This is a genomic window from Tropicibacter sp. S64, assembly GCF_049803835.1.
GTDB lineage: Bacteria > Pseudomonadota > Alphaproteobacteria > Rhodobacterales > Rhodobacteraceae > Pacificoceanicola.
In genome coordinates, this window is sequence record NZ_JBNAGK010000010.1 from 195,889 (window position 1) to 210,845 (window position 14,957).

Annotated in this window: 19 protein-coding genes; 13 read left to right on the forward strand and 6 right to left on the reverse strand. The window is 64.4% G+C overall.

What is annotated here, in order from left to right; translation table 11 throughout:
- The first annotated feature begins 30 nt into the window (after positions 1-30).
- The 10 genes from ACP159_RS16845 (at position 31) to ACP159_RS16890 (ending at position 7,536) form a co-directional block, all read left to right on the forward strand.
- On the forward strand, positions 31-999 hold the full coding sequence (locus tag ACP159_RS16845; protein ID WP_425100899.1) for a TRAP transporter substrate-binding protein: 969 nt from the start codon (positions 31-33) through the stop codon (positions 997-999).
- 66 nt (positions 1,000-1,065) lie between these two features.
- Complete coding sequence (locus tag ACP159_RS16850) at positions 1,066-1,569, forward strand: TRAP transporter small permease (protein ID WP_425100900.1); 504 nt, start codon at positions 1,066-1,068, stop codon at positions 1,567-1,569.
- A 3-nt stretch (positions 1,570-1,572) separates the two neighbouring features.
- Positions 1,573-2,850, forward strand: coding sequence for a TRAP transporter large permease (locus tag ACP159_RS16855; RefSeq protein ID WP_425100901.1), 1,278 nt, complete (start codon positions 1,573-1,575; stop codon positions 2,848-2,850).
- A 3-nt stretch (positions 2,851-2,853) separates the two neighbouring features.
- Positions 2,854-3,915, forward strand: coding sequence for an Ldh family oxidoreductase (locus ACP159_RS16860; protein ID WP_425100902.1), 1,062 nt, complete (start codon positions 2,854-2,856; stop codon positions 3,913-3,915).
- 77 nt (positions 3,916-3,992) lie between these two features.
- Positions 3,993-5,225, forward strand: coding sequence for an RNA polymerase sigma factor (locus tag ACP159_RS16865; RefSeq protein ID WP_425100903.1), 1,233 nt, complete (start codon positions 3,993-3,995; stop codon positions 5,223-5,225).
- A 110-nt stretch (positions 5,226-5,335) separates the two neighbouring features.
- Complete coding sequence (locus tag ACP159_RS16870) at positions 5,336-5,680, forward strand: YciI family protein (RefSeq protein WP_425100904.1); 345 nt, start codon at positions 5,336-5,338, stop codon at positions 5,678-5,680.
- A gap of 24 nt (positions 5,681-5,704) precedes the next feature.
- Entirely contained in the window at positions 5,705-6,148 is a 444-nt protein-coding gene (locus tag ACP159_RS16875; protein ID WP_425100905.1) for an SRPBCC family protein, read from the forward strand.
- A gap of 5 nt (positions 6,149-6,153) precedes the next feature.
- Positions 6,154-6,576, forward strand: coding sequence for a DoxX family protein (locus ACP159_RS16880; protein ID WP_425100906.1), 423 nt, complete (start codon positions 6,154-6,156; stop codon positions 6,574-6,576).
- Positions 6,577-6,606: 30 nt separating this feature from the next.
- Positions 6,607-7,029 (forward strand): VOC family protein, encoded by a 423-nt coding sequence (locus ACP159_RS16885; RefSeq protein ID WP_425100907.1) that lies wholly within the window; start codon positions 6,607-6,609, stop codon positions 7,027-7,029.
- 27 nt (positions 7,030-7,056) lie between these two features.
- Positions 7,057-7,536, forward strand: a complete 480-nt coding sequence (locus tag ACP159_RS16890; RefSeq protein ID WP_425100908.1) for a VOC family protein — start codon at positions 7,057-7,059, stop codon at positions 7,534-7,536.
- A gap of 169 nt (positions 7,537-7,705) precedes the next feature.
- Here the strand turns inward: ACP159_RS16890 and ACP159_RS16895 are convergent, their stop codons facing one another.
- Both ACP159_RS16895 and ACP159_RS16900 read right to left on the reverse strand, forming a co-directional pair.
- On the reverse strand, positions 7,706-8,473 hold the full coding sequence (locus tag ACP159_RS16895) for a class I SAM-dependent methyltransferase (protein ID WP_425100909.1): 768 nt from the start codon (positions 8,471-8,473) through the stop codon (positions 7,706-7,708).
- A 232-nt stretch (positions 8,474-8,705) separates the two neighbouring features.
- A complete protein-coding gene (locus ACP159_RS16900; protein ID WP_425100910.1) occupies positions 8,706-10,784 on the reverse strand; it encodes a bifunctional sulfate adenylyltransferase/adenylylsulfate kinase in 2,079 nt (692 codons plus the stop codon).
- 199 nt (positions 10,785-10,983) lie between these two features.
- Here ACP159_RS16900 and ACP159_RS16905 point away from each other — a divergent pair, with 199 nt between their 5' ends.
- On the forward strand, positions 10,984-11,550 hold the full coding sequence (locus tag ACP159_RS16905; protein WP_425100911.1) for a hypothetical protein: 567 nt from the start codon (positions 10,984-10,986) through the stop codon (positions 11,548-11,550).
- Positions 11,551-11,583: 33 nt separating this feature from the next.
- Here the strand turns inward: ACP159_RS16905 and trxB are convergent, their stop codons facing one another.
- On the reverse strand, positions 11,584-12,573 hold the full coding sequence (trxB, locus tag ACP159_RS16910) for a thioredoxin-disulfide reductase (RefSeq protein WP_425100912.1): 990 nt from the start codon (positions 12,571-12,573) through the stop codon (positions 11,584-11,586).
- 91 nt (positions 12,574-12,664) lie between these two features.
- Positions 12,665-12,952 carry a hypothetical protein gene (locus ACP159_RS16915; protein WP_425100913.1) on the reverse strand — a complete coding sequence of 96 codons (288 nt, stop codon included), beginning with the start codon at positions 12,950-12,952 and terminating at the stop codon, positions 12,665-12,667.
- Between ACP159_RS16915 and ACP159_RS16920 the strand changes: the two genes are divergently transcribed.
- Both ACP159_RS16920 and ACP159_RS16925 read left to right on the forward strand, forming a co-directional pair.
- On the forward strand, positions 12,951-13,187 hold the full coding sequence (locus ACP159_RS16920) for a hypothetical protein (protein ID WP_425100968.1): 237 nt from the start codon (positions 12,951-12,953) through the stop codon (positions 13,185-13,187). The genes ACP159_RS16915 and ACP159_RS16920 overlap by 2 nt on opposite strands.
- The gene (locus ACP159_RS16925; protein WP_425100914.1) at positions 13,118-13,618 is read left to right on the forward strand and encodes an Lrp/AsnC family transcriptional regulator; all 501 of its coding nucleotides are present in this window, start codon (positions 13,118-13,120) and stop codon (positions 13,616-13,618) included. Before ACP159_RS16920 ends, ACP159_RS16925 begins: the two co-directional genes overlap by 70 nt.
- A 101-nt stretch (positions 13,619-13,719) precedes the next feature.
- Here the strand turns inward: ACP159_RS16925 and ACP159_RS16930 are convergent, their stop codons facing one another.
- Positions 13,720-14,487, reverse strand: coding sequence for a Hint domain-containing protein (locus ACP159_RS16930; RefSeq protein ID WP_425100915.1), 768 nt, complete (start codon positions 14,485-14,487; stop codon positions 13,720-13,722).
- A gap of 248 nt (positions 14,488-14,735) precedes the next feature.
- Positions 14,736-14,879, reverse strand: a complete 144-nt coding sequence (locus ACP159_RS16935; protein WP_425100916.1) for a hypothetical protein — start codon at positions 14,877-14,879, stop codon at positions 14,736-14,738.
- Positions 14,880-14,957: the final 78 nt, after the last annotated feature.

A 14,957-nucleotide genomic window follows, 5' to 3' on the forward strand; every position in this document is an offset into this window, starting at 1 on the left:
AGAATGCACCCATCAAGGAGGAGAAAACCCATGTCGTTCACATTCAAACTCGCCGCCGCGGCGACCGCGCTGGCCCTGCTGGCGGGCGGCGTTTCCGCGCAGGAGATGACGTTGAAGCTCGGCCACCTCGCCAACGAGGAAAACCCCTGGCACCTCGCCTCGGTGAAGTTCGGTGAGGAGCTCTCGGCGCTGACCGATGGCCGCATTGCCGTCGAAGTCTTCCCGAACGAATCCCTCGGCAAGGAGATCGACCTGATCAACGGCATGCAACTCGGCACCGTCGACATGACGATCACCGGCGAGAGCCTGCAGAACTGGGCGCCAATGGCGGCGCTGCTGGCTGTGCCCTATGCGTTCAAGACCATCGAGGACATGGACGCCTTCGCCTCCGGCGAGACCGGCGAGGCCATCAAGCAGCAGATCGTCGAGAAGGTGCAGATCCGCCCGATCGCCTATTTCGCCCGCGGTGCCCGTGACCTGACCTCCAACCGTCCGATCACCACCCCCGCAGACCTCAACGGCCTGAAGATGCGCGTGCCGAACGTCCCGCTGTTTGTGGACGTGTGGAAGGCGCTGGGTGCGAACCCCGGCCCGATGGCCTTCTCCGAGGTCTTCACCTCGCTGCAGAACGGAACCATCGAAGCGCAGGAAAACCCCCTGGCGCTGATCCGCTCCGCGTCCTTCTACGAGGTGCAGAGCCACGTCAACCTGACCGATCACGTCCGGTCGTGGATCTACCTGACGATTGCCGAGTCCACCTGGGCGAAGCTGTCGGACGAGGACAAGGCCGCCGTCATGGAAGCCGCCGCCCGCGCACAGGCCTATGAGCGTGAACTGTTCAACGAAAGCCTCGCCGCTGACCGTGCCTTCCTCGAAGAGAAGGGCATGACGTTTGTGGAGGTCGACGCCGCTGCCTTCCAGGCCGCCGCGAAGGACGCCGTGCTGGCGAACGTCAACGACGAGATCAAGCCGATCGTCGAAGGTCTGTTCTCGAACTGACCTTTGCTCCCCTCCGGCGCCGCTCACTCCCCGGCGCCGGAGACCTATTCCCAAGCCGAGGCACCGATGCGCATCGCCGACACGATCATCCACGTCATCACCCGGATTGCCCAATGGGGTACCGGGCTGTCCTTTGCCGTTCTGATCGGGGCTGTTCTGATCCAGGTGACCGGACGCCTCACGGGGTTCTCTCCGGTCTGGACCGAGGAACTGACGCGCTATGCGCTGCTCTACTCCGTCGCCTTCGGGGCCGGGTTGGCCTTCCGCACCGGCGATCTGGTGAATGTGGACGTGGTCTGCGAATACCTGCCGGGCAAGCTTCCCTGGCTATTGCGGCTCGTCTCTGCCATCGCGACCTGCGCCCTGGCCCTGTTTCTGCTGTTTCACGCCTGGCGCTATGTCGCCATCGGCAAGATGCAGACTTCCCCGGCGCTCGGCGTGCGGATGGATTTCATTCACTTCACTGTCTGGCTGATGCTGGCGATGCTGGCGGTCTTCGCCGGATTGCGCGTGCTCGGCATGCTGACCGGAACCGAGGACGGCAAGCCCGTCAAGGCGGACGAGGAATAAGCCATGGATGTCGTCGTTCTGTTCTCCGTCTTCGTCGGCGGGCTTGTCCTCGGCATTCCGGTGGCGGTGACGCTCGGGCTGTCGTCGCTCGCCTATCTGCTGCTCGCCGGGATGCCGCCCGTCGTCATGCCGCAGAAAATGTACGCGGGCATGGACGTCTTCGTTCTGCTGTCGATCCCCGGCTTCATCCTCGCCGGGAACCTGATGAACCAGGGCGGCATCACCGGGCGCATCATCCGCTTTGCCAATGCGCTGGTGGGCTGGATACGCGGGGGTCTTGGCCTGACCAATATCGCCGCCTCCATGCTGTTCGGGGGCATCACCGGCACCGCCGTTGCGGATGCGGCCTCCATCGGGGGCGTGCTGATCCCGGGCATGAAGAAGGCGGGCTATCCGGCGGATTTCTCCGCCGCCGTGACAGCCGCCTCTTCCACCGTCGGCCCGATCATCCCGCCTTCCGTTCCCATGATCATCGTCGGCGCACTCTCGGGCATCTCCGTCGGCCAGATGTTCCTCGCAGGGGCGATCCCCGGCATCCTCATGGGCCTTGCCATGATGGTCACGGCCTATGTCATCTCCGCCCGCCGCAATTTCCCGCGTCAGGAGTGGCAGGGCATGGGCGAAGTCGCCCGCAGCTTCTCCGGCGCGTTCTGGGCGCTGGCGATGACCTTCCTCATCATCTACGGCCTGCTCTCCGGCCTCGCCACGCCGACCGAAACCGCCGTGGTTGCCTCCGTCTATGCCTTCATCGTCGGAGCGTTCATCTACCGTGAACTCCCGATCCGAAAGGTCCCGCTCATCCTAGTCGAAAGCGCCACGTCGGCGGCCGGCATCCTCGCCCTTGTCGGCTTTGCCAACGTCTTCGGCTGGATCCTCGTCTCCGAGCGCATCCCGCAGGCCATCGCGGATGGCGTGCTCAGCATCACTGACAACAAGTTCCTCGTGATCCTGCTGATCAACCTGCTGCTGCTTTTCGTCGGCATGTTCATGGAGACCATCGCGGCGCTGATCATCCTCTTCGTGCCGCTGCTGTCGCTGGCGCAGGCTGTCGCGATCGAGCCGCTGCATTTCGCCACCTTCGCGGTGCTCAACCTGATGATCGGCCTGACCACCCCGCCGGTCGGCGTCTGCTTGTTCGTCTGCGCCGGGATCGCCCGGCTGCCGCTGATGCCGGTGGTGATCGCGATCCTGCCGTTCCTGCTGACCAACATCGCCGTGCTGTTCGCGGTGTCCTATGTCCCGGCGCTGGCCACCTGGCTGCCGTCCCTGATGATGAAGTGAGCCATGACCGACGACCGTTTTGACCGCGACGCGCTGAAGGGCCTCGCATCCTCCCTGCTGTCCCGCGGCGGGCTTGCCCCGGAGATGGCGGAGGTCGTGGCCGAGTTCCTCGTCCAGACCGACGAGCTGGGGGTGACGACGCACGGGCTGTCGATGGTGCCCTACTATCTGCCGGAGTTGAAGTCGCGAAACATGACCGCGTCCGGCGCGCATGAGGTCGTCCGCGACAACAGGGTCACGATGGTCTGGGACGGCAATTACCTGCCCGGACACTGGCTGATGAAGCAGGCCATAGACACATGCGTGGAGCGGGCGGGCGAATTCGGCATGGCGGCGCTGGCGATCCGGAGGAGCCACCACATCGGCTGCCTGTCGACCCTGACCCGCCGCGCCGCCGACAAGGGCTTTGTCTGTTATATCGCCACTTCCGACCCCTCCGGTCAGTGGGTTGCTCCATATGGCGGCACCGAGCCGTTGCTGACGCCCAACCCCTGGGCCATCGGCTATCCCGGCGACGGGCACCCGGTGCTGATCGACACCTGTGCCTCGATCACGACGGTGTCCAAGGTGCGCGAGCACATCAACACGGGGACCCGGTTCGCGCATCCGTGGATGCTCGATGCGAACGGGCAGGCGACGACCGATCCCACCGTGGTGAACGCCACCCCGAAAGGCTCGATCCTGCCGGTGGGCGGGGTGGATCACGGCCACAAGGGCTTTGCCATGGGGCTGATGGTGGAGATGCTGACGCAGGCACTCTCCGGGCAGGGCCGGGCGGATGCGCCGACGCGCTGGGGCGGCAACGTCTTCGTGCAGGTCATGGACCCGGACGCTTTCGGCGGACGGGAGGATTTCCTGCGGCAGGTCGGCACGCTGAATGCCGCCTGCCGGGCCAACCGGCCGATCCCGGGCGGCGGCGCGGTGCGCATCCCGGGAGACCGGGCGTTCGAGGCCGCGGTGCGCAGCCGCTCGGCGGGCGTGCGCATGCCGGGTGAGGTCTGGACCCGGGTTGCCGCCTGCGCTGCGGAACTCGGCGTATCCCTTCCGGAGCCTGTTGCGGGATAAGCCAGGGGTTGCGTCCGGGTGGCGCGCAACCGAAGGTGGGGCAGCCTTGTTCCCTGTCCGATTGCGCAGCTTCGCCCGTGACCCAAGCCGACCCCATCCAGGACGTGTTCCGCCGCGAGAACCGCCGGGTCTTTGCCACGCTGGTCCGGCTACTCGGTGATTTCGACCTGGCCGAGGAAGCCCTGCAAAGCGCCTTCCTCGCCGCTGCGGAACGCTGGCCGAGGGAGGGCACCCCGGGCAATCCGGTGGCCTGGCTGGTCTCTGCCGGGCGGTTCCGGGCCATCGACCATCTGCGGCGACAGAAGCGCATGGCGCCATGGTCCGCCGAGGCAGAGGCGACGGCCGAAATGCCCGATGCCGGGCCTGACGAGAACATCGAGACGGTCGAGGACGACCGCTTGCGTCTGATCTTCACCTGCTGCCACCCGAGCCTGTCCGAAGAGGCCGCCGTCGCGTTGACGCTTCGAGAGATTTGCGGGCTGTCGACCGAAGCCATCGCCCGCGCCTTCCTGATCGCGCCGACCACGCTGGCGCAGCGCATCGTCCGGGCCAAGGCGAAGATCCGCGATGCGGGCATTCCATACGAGGTGCCGGAGAAGGACCAGCTGCCCGGACGGCTCGGGCGGGTGCTGCGGGTGGTCTATCTGGTGTTCAACGAGGGCCATCTGGCCTCGCAGGGGGAGGACCTGCTCCGTTCCGACCTGACCTGCGAAGCGATCCGTCTGGCGCGGCTTCTGGCGGAGCTGATGCCCGAACCGGAGGTGCTCGGCCTGCTGGCGCTCGTCCTCCTGCACAACGCCCGCCGGGCGGCGCGGGTGACGGCGGCGGGCGATCTGATCCCGCTGGAGGATCAGGACCGCAGCCTTTGGGATCATGCCGCCATCGCGGAGGGCGCGGCGCTGGTGCGACGGTCTCTGCAAACCGGGCGCGTCGGCCCCTACGCGGTTCAGGCGGCGATTGCAGCGTTGCATGGCGAGGCGGAGAGCGCGAAAGCCACGGACTGGGCGGAGATTGCCGGGCTCTACGATGTGCTGTTGAGGATCGAGCCTTCGCCAGTGATTGCGCTGAACCGCGCGGTTGCGGTGGCGATGCGCGACGGGCCGGACGCCGGGCTCTCCCTGTTGGAGCCGCTGCTCGCGTCGGATCGGCTTGGTGGCTATCACCTCGCCCATGCGGCGCAGGCGGACCTGCTCAGGCGGGCGGGGCGGTTCGGGGAGGCACGCAGCGCCTATGAAACCGCGATTGCCCTGACGCGGCAGGAGCCGGAACGCCGGTTCCTGCAGGCGCGCCTGGCAGAGATCGACGGCTGACGAAAAAAAAATTCGCCGCGCTGTCGATTCCGGCCGATCCCGTTCGACTACTCATCAGACAAGCCATGAAGACCGGCCATCCTGCCGGTCAGGAGCCAAGGAGACGCGCCATGAAATACCTTTGCCTCGTGTACCTCGACCGCGAGAACTGGAGCGCCTGCGCCGATCCGGTCTGCGCGGATTACGCGCAGCATCTGGTGGACTCGCAGGTCATGCTCGCCGCCGAACCGTTGCACCCGGTCGAGACCGCCACCACCGTCCGCGTCCGCAACGGCCAGACGCAGCTCTATGACGGCCCGTTCGCCGAAACCAAGGAACTGCTCGCCGGGTTCTACCTCGTCGAGGCCCGCGACCTGAACGAGGCCATCCGCATCGCCGAGGGCATTCCCCCGGCGAAATACGGCAGCATCGAGGTCCGGCCCGTGCGGCAACTGGACCTTGGCTTGCCCGCCTGACCGCAATCAAGGGAGGATATCACGATGCCCAGCACCATCCGCTTGCACCGCGTCTTTGCAACGACACCGCTGAAACTCTACCGCGCCTTTCTCGAACCCGACGCATTGGCCAAATGGTTGCCACCGGATGGGTTCACCTGCACGGTGCACAGCCTTGACGCCACCGTCGGAGGCGGCTTCAGGATGAGTTTCCGCAATTTCACCACGGGAAACAGCCATTCCTTTGGCGGCACCTATCGGGACCTGATCCCGGATCAGCGCCTCGTCTACACCGACAGCTTCGACGACCCGAACCTGCCCGGTGAAATGACGGTCACGGTGACGCTCAGGCCAGTGTCCTGCGGCACCGACATCAGCATCGTGCAGGAGGGCGTGCCCGACGTGATCCCGGAGGAGGGCTGTTATCTCGGCTGGCAGCAGTCGCTGACCAACCTCGCCCGCCTCGTCGAACCGGACATCAGGGAGTAACCCACATGTACAGCACAATCGCCATCCTCCTCGCCCGCCTGATCTTTGCCGCGATGTTCGCCATGGCGGCGACGTTCAAGTTCCTCGGCATGGGCACGACGGCGGAATACATCGCCGGCGCGGGCTTTCCCGTCCCGCTGCTGCTCGCCTGGGCTGCCGCGTTCTTCGAGGTCGGACTGGTCCTTGCCTTCCTGACCGGCGCCTTCTTCCGCGAGGCGGCGCTTGCGGCGGGGGTCTACGTGATCTTCCTCGCCTTCGCCTTCCATGGCCCGTCGCACTGGGAGGGGAGCGAGGCCGAGTTCGGCTTCTTCGTCGATCATTTCACCTTCTTCGCCGGGCTTCTCGTCGCCTCGGTGCACGGACCGGGGCGAAGGCTCGCGCTGGACTGGTCGCTGTTTCCGCTGCCCCGCGTCGCGGCAGCTGTTTGAATTCTCACCAGAAACCCAAGGAGATCATCCATGGAACCGACCCTTTACCTCTACTTCAACGGCGATTGCTTCGAGGCGATGAGCTTTTACGAAAAGACCCTCGGCGGCGAGATCATGGGCGTCTTTCGCAACGCCGATGCACCGAGCGCCGATGACCGGATGCCCGGTGGCGATCACCTCGTGATGAACATGGCCATGCGGCTGGGGCACACGATGATCATGGCATCGGACTCGCCGGATTCGTGGTATTCCAAGCCGCAGGGCTTCTCGATCTCGCTCGCGCCCAAATCCGTCGAGGACTTCGACAGGCTGTTCGACGCGCTCGCCGAGAACGCGCAGGCGGTGACCATGCCGCCGGGCGAGACTTTCTGGGCCGAGCGTTTCGCAATGTTCAAGGACCGGTTCGGCACGCCCTTCATGCTGAACTACGAAGGCAACCGGGCGCAATCCTGAGCGCCACATTCACTGAAAGGCACGATCATGTCAGCCCCGAAAAACACCATCTGCCTCTGGTTCGAAAAGGACGCAGAGGCCGCCGCGCGGTTCTATGCCACGGTTTTCCCCGACAGCGCCGTTACGGCGGTCAACAAGGCGCCCAGCGATTACCCCGGACACAAGGCAGGCGATGTGGTGACCGTCCTGTTCACAGTATGCGGCATCCCCTGCATCGGCCTGAACGGCGGGCCCGCGTTTCCGCAAAGCGAGTCTTTCTCCTTCCAGATCGCCACGGACGATCAAGAGGAAACCGACCGCTATTGGAACGCCATCGTCGGCAATGGCGGCGCGGAGAGCGCCTGCGGATGGTGCAAGGACCGCTGGGGCGTGTCGTGGCAGATCACGCCACGCGTCCTGACCGATGCCATCGCCGCCGGGGGCAACCCGGCCAAACGCGCCTTCGACGCGATGATGGAGATGGGCAAGATCGACGTCGCCGCGATCGAGGCCGCGGTCCGGGGGTGATTTCAGGCGCCAGTGCGACAAGGGCCTGGCGCCTTCCCTGGCCGAAAGCCCTCCGATCCGCGCAATCGCAGGCGGACCGCTGGGCACGTCGAATCCCGCGCTCACCTTGCAAGCTCCGACGGAGCGGGCCCGGCAAGCGCGTATTCAGGAACTCCGGCGGAGACGCGGTTTATTGCAGGTCGGACCAGGTCCGGAAATCCGGCTGAACGGTCAGCGTCCGATATCCGAAGCGGGTGACGAATTTCATATGCGTCGAGGGATGGTTGGTGCGAATGTAGCTGTGAATCAGCTCAAGATATTTTGCGTGATAGGAATAGGAGCACAGCAGCAACTTGTTGCAGGTGACGGCCAGCGGGATGAACGGGAAGTCCCGCAAGATGTACATGCGCGCCACGGCTTCCTGGACGCCGGGCCAGTTGGGATTGGCGTAGTCGTCCACTGCGATCAGCCCGTCATTGGCGGTCACCTTCATCGCGAATTCGATGTCGTTCACCGTATGAACGACCTCGTGACAGCCATCGACGCTGAAGAACTTGCACAGACCGTTTTCCGCAACGAACTGGTCTGCTTCGCGGGTGCGGAGCGTCAGGGAATCGGCTTTCACATAGGTGACGTTGTCGCGCCCGATGCCGTGTCCGTCGAGATTGTTGCGCACGACTTCCAGCTTGCCGACCCCAGCGCCGTCCAGATTGAACTCCTGCATGTCGAACAGGTCGATGGCTGCGGCCTTGTTGTCCGGCCCGGTGCCGAAGGTCTTGCACAGGCCAATGAGGAACTTGCCTTCGAACACACCGATTTCCGCGACCGGACCGTCGCCGATGGCCTTGTAAACCGGCCAGATGGTCTGCCACAGCTGCGGAACACACCACCCCTTGACGTCGTGAATACCCTTGCTGAGATAGGCGTTCAAAGCGTCTTTTCGTATGTCTGTGGTCATTGTTGCGGATCTCCCTTCCTTGATAACCTGGCACTCTCTCCTCGGCACCTGTCCTGACGCTAACGGACCATGTCCGACGTCACCAGAAAAATTGAATTGAAACTTTTGTTATGGAACGCTTTTCCCGCGGATATGCCCGTCGTGGATGGCCAAGACGCGCCATTTCCGTGATCTGGCTCCAATGCAAAAAGCCCCGCCGAAGCGGGGCTTTGCAATTTTGGTGGGTGACCGCTTATTGCGCGGCGATCAGGCCGAGGCTTTCGAGCTTGAGGATTACCTGGTGGGCGCAGTTGTCGACGTCCACGTTCTCCGTCTCGACGCGCAGTTCCGGGTTGGCCGGGACGTCGTAGGGGTCGGAGATACCGGTGAATTCCTTGATCTTGCCTTCCCGGGCCAGCTTGTACAGGCCTTTGCGGTCGCGGCGCTCGCATTCCTCGATGGAGGTCGCGACGTGCACCTCGATGAAGGCGCCGAAGGCTTCGATGTCTTCACGCACCGCCCGGCGGGTGGTCGCATAGGGCGCGATGGGCGCACAGATGGCGATGCCGCCGTTCTTGGTGATCTCAGAGGCCACGTAGCCGATGCGGCGGATGTTGAGGTCACGGTGCTCCTTGGAGAAGCCCAGCTCGGAGGACAAGTTCTTGCGGACGATGTCGCCATCGAGCAGCGTCACCGGGCGGCCGCCCATCTCCATCAGCTTGACCATGAGCGCGTTGGCGATGGTCGACTTGCCGGAGCCGGAGAAGCCGGTGAAGAACACGGTGAAGCCCTGCTGCGAGCGCGGCGGCTTGGTGCGGCGGAGTTCGCGGACCACCTCGGGGAAGGAGAACCACTCGGGGATCTCGAGACCTTCCTGAAGACGGCGGCGCAGTTCGGTGCCGGAGATGTTCAGGATGGTGACGTTGTCCTTGTCGGCGATCTCGTCGGCGGGCTCGTACTGGGCGCGCTCCTGGACGTAGACCATGTGCTTGAAGTCCACCATTTCGCAGCCGATTTCCGACTGGTACTCGCGGTAGAGATCCTGCGCGTCATAGGGGCCGTAGAAATCCTCGCCGGCGGAGTTCTTGCCGGGGCCGGCGTGGTCGCGGCCAACGATGAAGTGGGTGCAGCCGTGGTTCGCGCGGATCAGGCCGTGCCAGACCGCCTCGCGCGGGCCTGCCATGCGCATGGCGAGGTTCAGCAGCGACATGGTCGTGGTGGACTGCGGGTACTTGTCGAGAACCGCCTCGTAGCAGCGCACGCGGGTGAAATGATCGACGTCGCCCGGCTTGGTCATGCCGACGACCGGGTGGATGAGCAGGTTCGCCTGCGCTTCCTTGGCGGCGCGGAAGGTCAGTTCCTGGTGCGCGCGGTGCAGCGGGTTGCGGGTCTGGAAGGCGACGACCTTGCGCCAGCCGAGCTTGCGGAAGTAGGCGCGCAGCTCGTTAGGCGTGTCGCGGCGGCCGCGGAAGTCATAGTGCACCGGCTGCTGGATGCCGGTGACGGGACCACCGAGGTAGATCTTGCCAGCCTGGTTGTGCAGGTAGTTCACCGCCGGGTGGGCGCTGTCGTCCGCGCCAAAGACCTTCGCGGCCTCGTTCGCCTTGTTCGGTTCCCACTTGTCGGTGACGGTCATGGTCGCCAGGATCACGCCTTCCTGGTCGCGCAGGGCGATGTCCTGACCGACTTCGATGGACTCGGCGAATTTCTCCGAGACGTCGAGGGTGATCGGCATCGGCCAGAGGGTGCCATCGGCAAGGCGCATGTTCTCGACGACGCCGTTGTAATCCTCTTCGGAGAGGAATCCCTTGAGCGGGTTGAAGCCGCCGTTCATCAGCAGTTCGAGATCGCAGATCTGGCGCGGGGTCAGGTCGTGCGAGGTAAGCTCACCGGCTTCGACCTTGAGTTTCTGGGCGGAATCGTACGAGACGTACAGCTCCGGAATCGGGGCGAGGTTGTTCTGCATCAGGCTGCTCCTGTACTTCAGAGGTGTAAGGTCGCTCACCGAGCCCGTGAGTTCGGTAAAGAGAGCGGTGTATTCGGCGAATTTGCGGGCGAGGAAGGCGTCGATCAGACGGTCCTTCTCGGCCCTGCCTGCGGGCGTCAGCGCATAGGCAAAGCGCTGGCGGCGGTCGGGACCGGTGCGCTCGTCGATCTTCACGAGACCGGCGGCGGTGGCGGTGCGAAGCTGGGTGTTGAGTTTGCCAAGGGAGACCTTGAGAGCTTCGGCAATGCTGCGCTGGCTCGCCTCCGGCGTCCGTTCGAGCTGACGCAGCAGCACGAACAGCTGGTCCTCGTCGAGAGGCGTGGGTTTTGCCGAATGCGCGTTCATGGCGGTAACAGGCGACTCAAAGTGTGTTCAACGCTGAACGCATGCCATCCTTTGTCTTCGGGCGAAACCCCGGAAATCACCCTTTGGCGGCTTGTTGCCGAATTGCTGCTTTGCAGTGGCCGCATGGCAAAAGGGGCGGGAGGGTTGCCGAAAAAGCGTTTTCCGGCGATGATGCGATATGTTTTCAAGAGGATTTGGCATGAAATGGCTTTCTTTGATCGCCGTTGCGACACTGGCCGCAGCGCCCGCGCAAGCCCTGGTTTTCGGAAACGGAGATGTCTACAGCGCCAGCTTCGACTTGCTGGACTTTGACGCGGGCGGCGGTGCGCAGGTGCTGCCGGATTATACCCGGATCGGGGCTGGGGTCGGGTTCTCCGCGAGCGATGCGCTCGACACCGGCGAACAGGCCATTGTCGACGTCTTCTACGGGTCGGGATTGAGCGTCCAGTATACGTTCGACGGCACCGCTGGCGGGTTTCTGGGCGGTCCCCAAACCTCTGTCGTCGCGCCTTACACCGAAACGACGGGCCTCATCCGGATTACCGCCGTCGGAAGTTTCGACCTTGCGGTTCTCGATGTGATCGCCAAGGGGACGCTGGAGGGCGGCGGTACTCAGGTCTTCGCCCACTCGGTCTTTGAAGCGCTGGAAATCGCGGCGGTGCCGCTGCCTGCCGGGGCGGGCCTTCTGGCCATGGCGTTGGCGGTGTTGGGCTGGCCGCGTCGTCGCAGGCGGCAATCGCGGACGGTCCCGGATCGCCGTATATGACAAAAGCCCGGGTTTCCCCGGGCTTTCCCCAAATCACGCGCTGGCCGGTTCGTTGGCCGCTTCCGGGGCAGGCTCTGCGGCGTCGCCCTGTTCGGCCAGCCAGCGTTCCGCTTCCAGCGCTGCCATGCAGCCCATGCCGGCGGAGGTTACGGCCTGACGGTACTTGTGGTCGGTCAGGTCGCCCGCGGCAAAGACGCCGGGAATGGAGGTGGCGGTCGAGTCCGGCTCGGTCTTCACGTAGCCGCCGTTGTGCGTTTCGAGCACGTCCTTGACCAACTCGTTCGCCGGTGCATGGCCGATGGCGACGAAGACGCCCGCGCAGGGGATTTCGGTGATCTCGCCGGTGTTCACGTTCCTGACCTTCACGCCGGTCACGCCCTTCGGCGTGTCATCCCCGATGACCTCTTCAAGCTGATGGAACCAGAGCGGTTCGATCTTCGGATGCTTGAGCAGGCGGTTCTGCAGGATCTTCTCCGCGCGCAGCTCGTCGCGGCGGTGGATCAGCGTGACCTTGGAGGCGAAGTTGGTCAGGAAGAGCGCCTCTTCCACGGCGGTGTTGCCGCCGCCGATCACCACGATCTCCTTGCCGCGATAGAAGAAGCCGTCACAGGTGGCGCAGGCGCTGACGCCGAACCCCTTGAAGGCCTCCTCCGAGGGAAGGCCGAGCCATTTCGCCCGCGCGCCGGTGGCGAGGATGATCGCGTCGGCGGTGTAGGTGGTGCCTGAATCGCCATGGGCGACGAAGGGGCGCTTGTCGAACTCGACCTTCGAAATGATGTCGCCGATGATCTCCGTGCCCATGGCGCGGGCGTGGGCCTCCATACGGACCATCAGGTCCGGCCCCTGCACCTCGGTGTCGCCCGGCCAGTTCTCGACTTCCGTCGTGGTCGTCAGCTGGCCACCCGGCTCGAGACCCTGCACGAGGATCGGTTCCAGCATTGCGCGGGAGGCATAGACCCCGGCGGTGTAGCCGGCCGGGCCGGAGCCGATGATGAGAACCTTTGTGTGGCGGGTGGCGGACATGGCGGATTCCTTCCGTGCATTCGGGTCCCGACCCATATAGGGGGTCCGGCTGCCCGGGGAAAGGGCGGCGGAAGTCTGCGGACGTCTTGCCTCAGCGATGCCCGCCATCGTCATGCCCGCCACCACCTTGGCGGTTGGCCCTGGCGATGGCGTTCTTGCAGGATTCGGCGTCGGCGCTGGTGCCGGCACAGGGGTAGTAGAGCCCGTTTGCACCGCGTACGAAGATCTGGTTGTCGGCGTAGCGGCGGTAGAAGGTCACCTCATGTCCGCCGACCCTCTCCGAGTGCAGCGTGGTATAGACCGGGCCGGGCGGCACGTCTTCGCCCTGGCAGGCGGCGGTCAGGGTGGCGAGAAGGGCAACGACTGGAAAACGGGACATGGAAAAATCCTTTTCTGGCGGCAATTCCGAGAAGTTTACCATACGTCATGCGATTCCCCAAAATCAGGCCCTGGCGAAAGCCGGAAAAGAAAGTTGCGCCGCCGTGAAATATAATTGCGCGCACCGGGCGGCGTGGTATAACATTCGCGAAAATGGGAGAGTGTTATGGCAGGACATCGGCTTGATCCGATTGATCGGAAGATTCTTGCGGAACTGCAAGCGGACGGCCGGATGACCAACGTCGAACTGGCGAAGCGGGTGGGCATCTCCGCGCCGCCCTGTCTGCGGCGGGTTCGGGCGCTGGAGGAAATGGGGTTCATCAGGGGCTACCATGCCGACGTGGACGCGCGGGAACTGGGGTTCGAGGTGCAGGTCTTTGTCATGGTCGGCCTCGTCAGCCAGGCTGAAGCGGACCTGCGCGCCTTCGAGGAACGCTGCCGCGCGTGGCCTCTGGTGCGCGAGTGCCACATGCTGAACGGCGAGGTGGATTTCATCCTGAAATGCGCCGCGCCCGACCTGTCGACCTTCCAGAGTTTCCTGACCGGCGATCTGCTGACCGCGCCCAACGTGGCCAGCGTCAAGACCTCGCTGGTGATCCGCGGCGCCAAGGATGAACCGGGCGTGCCGTTCGACGTGCTCGAGGAGCGGCTGAGCAAGTCGGCCTGACGATCGCCCCGGACGCAAAAGGAAAAAGCCGCGCATCCGGAGGGAGCGCGGCTTACTCGTGACTTGCGTGAGCGAGAGAGCAGAGAGAAACGGGAGAGGGGTCAGGTGTCGATCAGGCTGTCGATCACTTCGCGGCTGGTCCGGGTCAGGCTGACCTGTCCGAAGTCGTCCAACTGGCTGATGTTCGGGAACATCGACAAAAAGAGCGAGCGCAGGTTCGGCCCGAGCGCCTGACCGGCGGACTTGCCGGGATGGTAGGTTTCCATCTCGATCCCGCCGATCATGACCGTCGTATGGCGCGCGGTCATGACGTGATACATCTGCACAGGGCCAGCGGGCGTGATCTGCAGCAGGCGGTCTCCGTCGGCGTAATCCCGGATCGGGGCCAGAACCGAATCCTGCCCAAGCAGCGTGCCGAGTCTGGGGTGTCGGATGACCATGCGGGCGGCGGGGCCGACCAGGAGGTCCATGTCCGGGCGGTTCGGCCCGTAAGCGCCCGAGGTCACCCGGGTCAGCGAGGTCAACGTGGTGTCGACCTCGTCGCGGCCGGGGATGTAGGAGGTCGAGCCGATCCACATGACTGCCTCAGAGCCATTCGCGGTCTCGATGTAGTCCCCGGGCAGCAGGTCTTCGATGGCGACAGCGCCGCGGACGGTGGGAAAGAGGGTGCCCCGGGCAAAGGCGGTTGCGGTTTCCTCGAACAGCGGTGTGGCGGGAGCGACGTGAGACTTGAAGGAGACGGTGAGATCGGGGAGCAGCGCCGCGGCCTCGTATTTGCGCATGAGCGCGAGCGAACGGCGGGGCTGAGAGAGGGCCTGCGCCTTGGCAACGGGTTGAGCGACGGTCAGGTCGTGGCGAAGCTGTGTCATGTGATCCCCTCGAAAGGTTGGTCACATTCGTGCTGGCCCCCACCAACAACGACAAATGGACGGACTTGCGATCGTTAAATCTTGTTCAGATTTTGTGGCAATCCGTCCGCTTCGTCAAAATTGAAGCAAAGTTGGGAATGGTCCAACGCATAATCCCGCCACGAAGGGCGGGATTGTTGGTCGGGCGGGAACGGTTCTGCCACATTTCCCCGGTCGGGCGGCGAATCGTCGTGGCGAATTTGTGGCGGTCAGGCCCGTTTGAGCAGCGTCTTCGGAGCCTCGCGCCGGGCGATCATCGCCTTGCGCGGTGCGCCACGCTGAAACGGCAAAGGCGGGTGGTCCTCGCTTGCGGTTGCGATGATCGCCTTGATGAACCGGCTCTGTTTTCTCATGCTGCGCGTCCTCGGGTTGGTTCTGATTTGAGCCAAACTTGACCGGACATTGGGGCGCAGCTTTGACGAAGCCGGGAT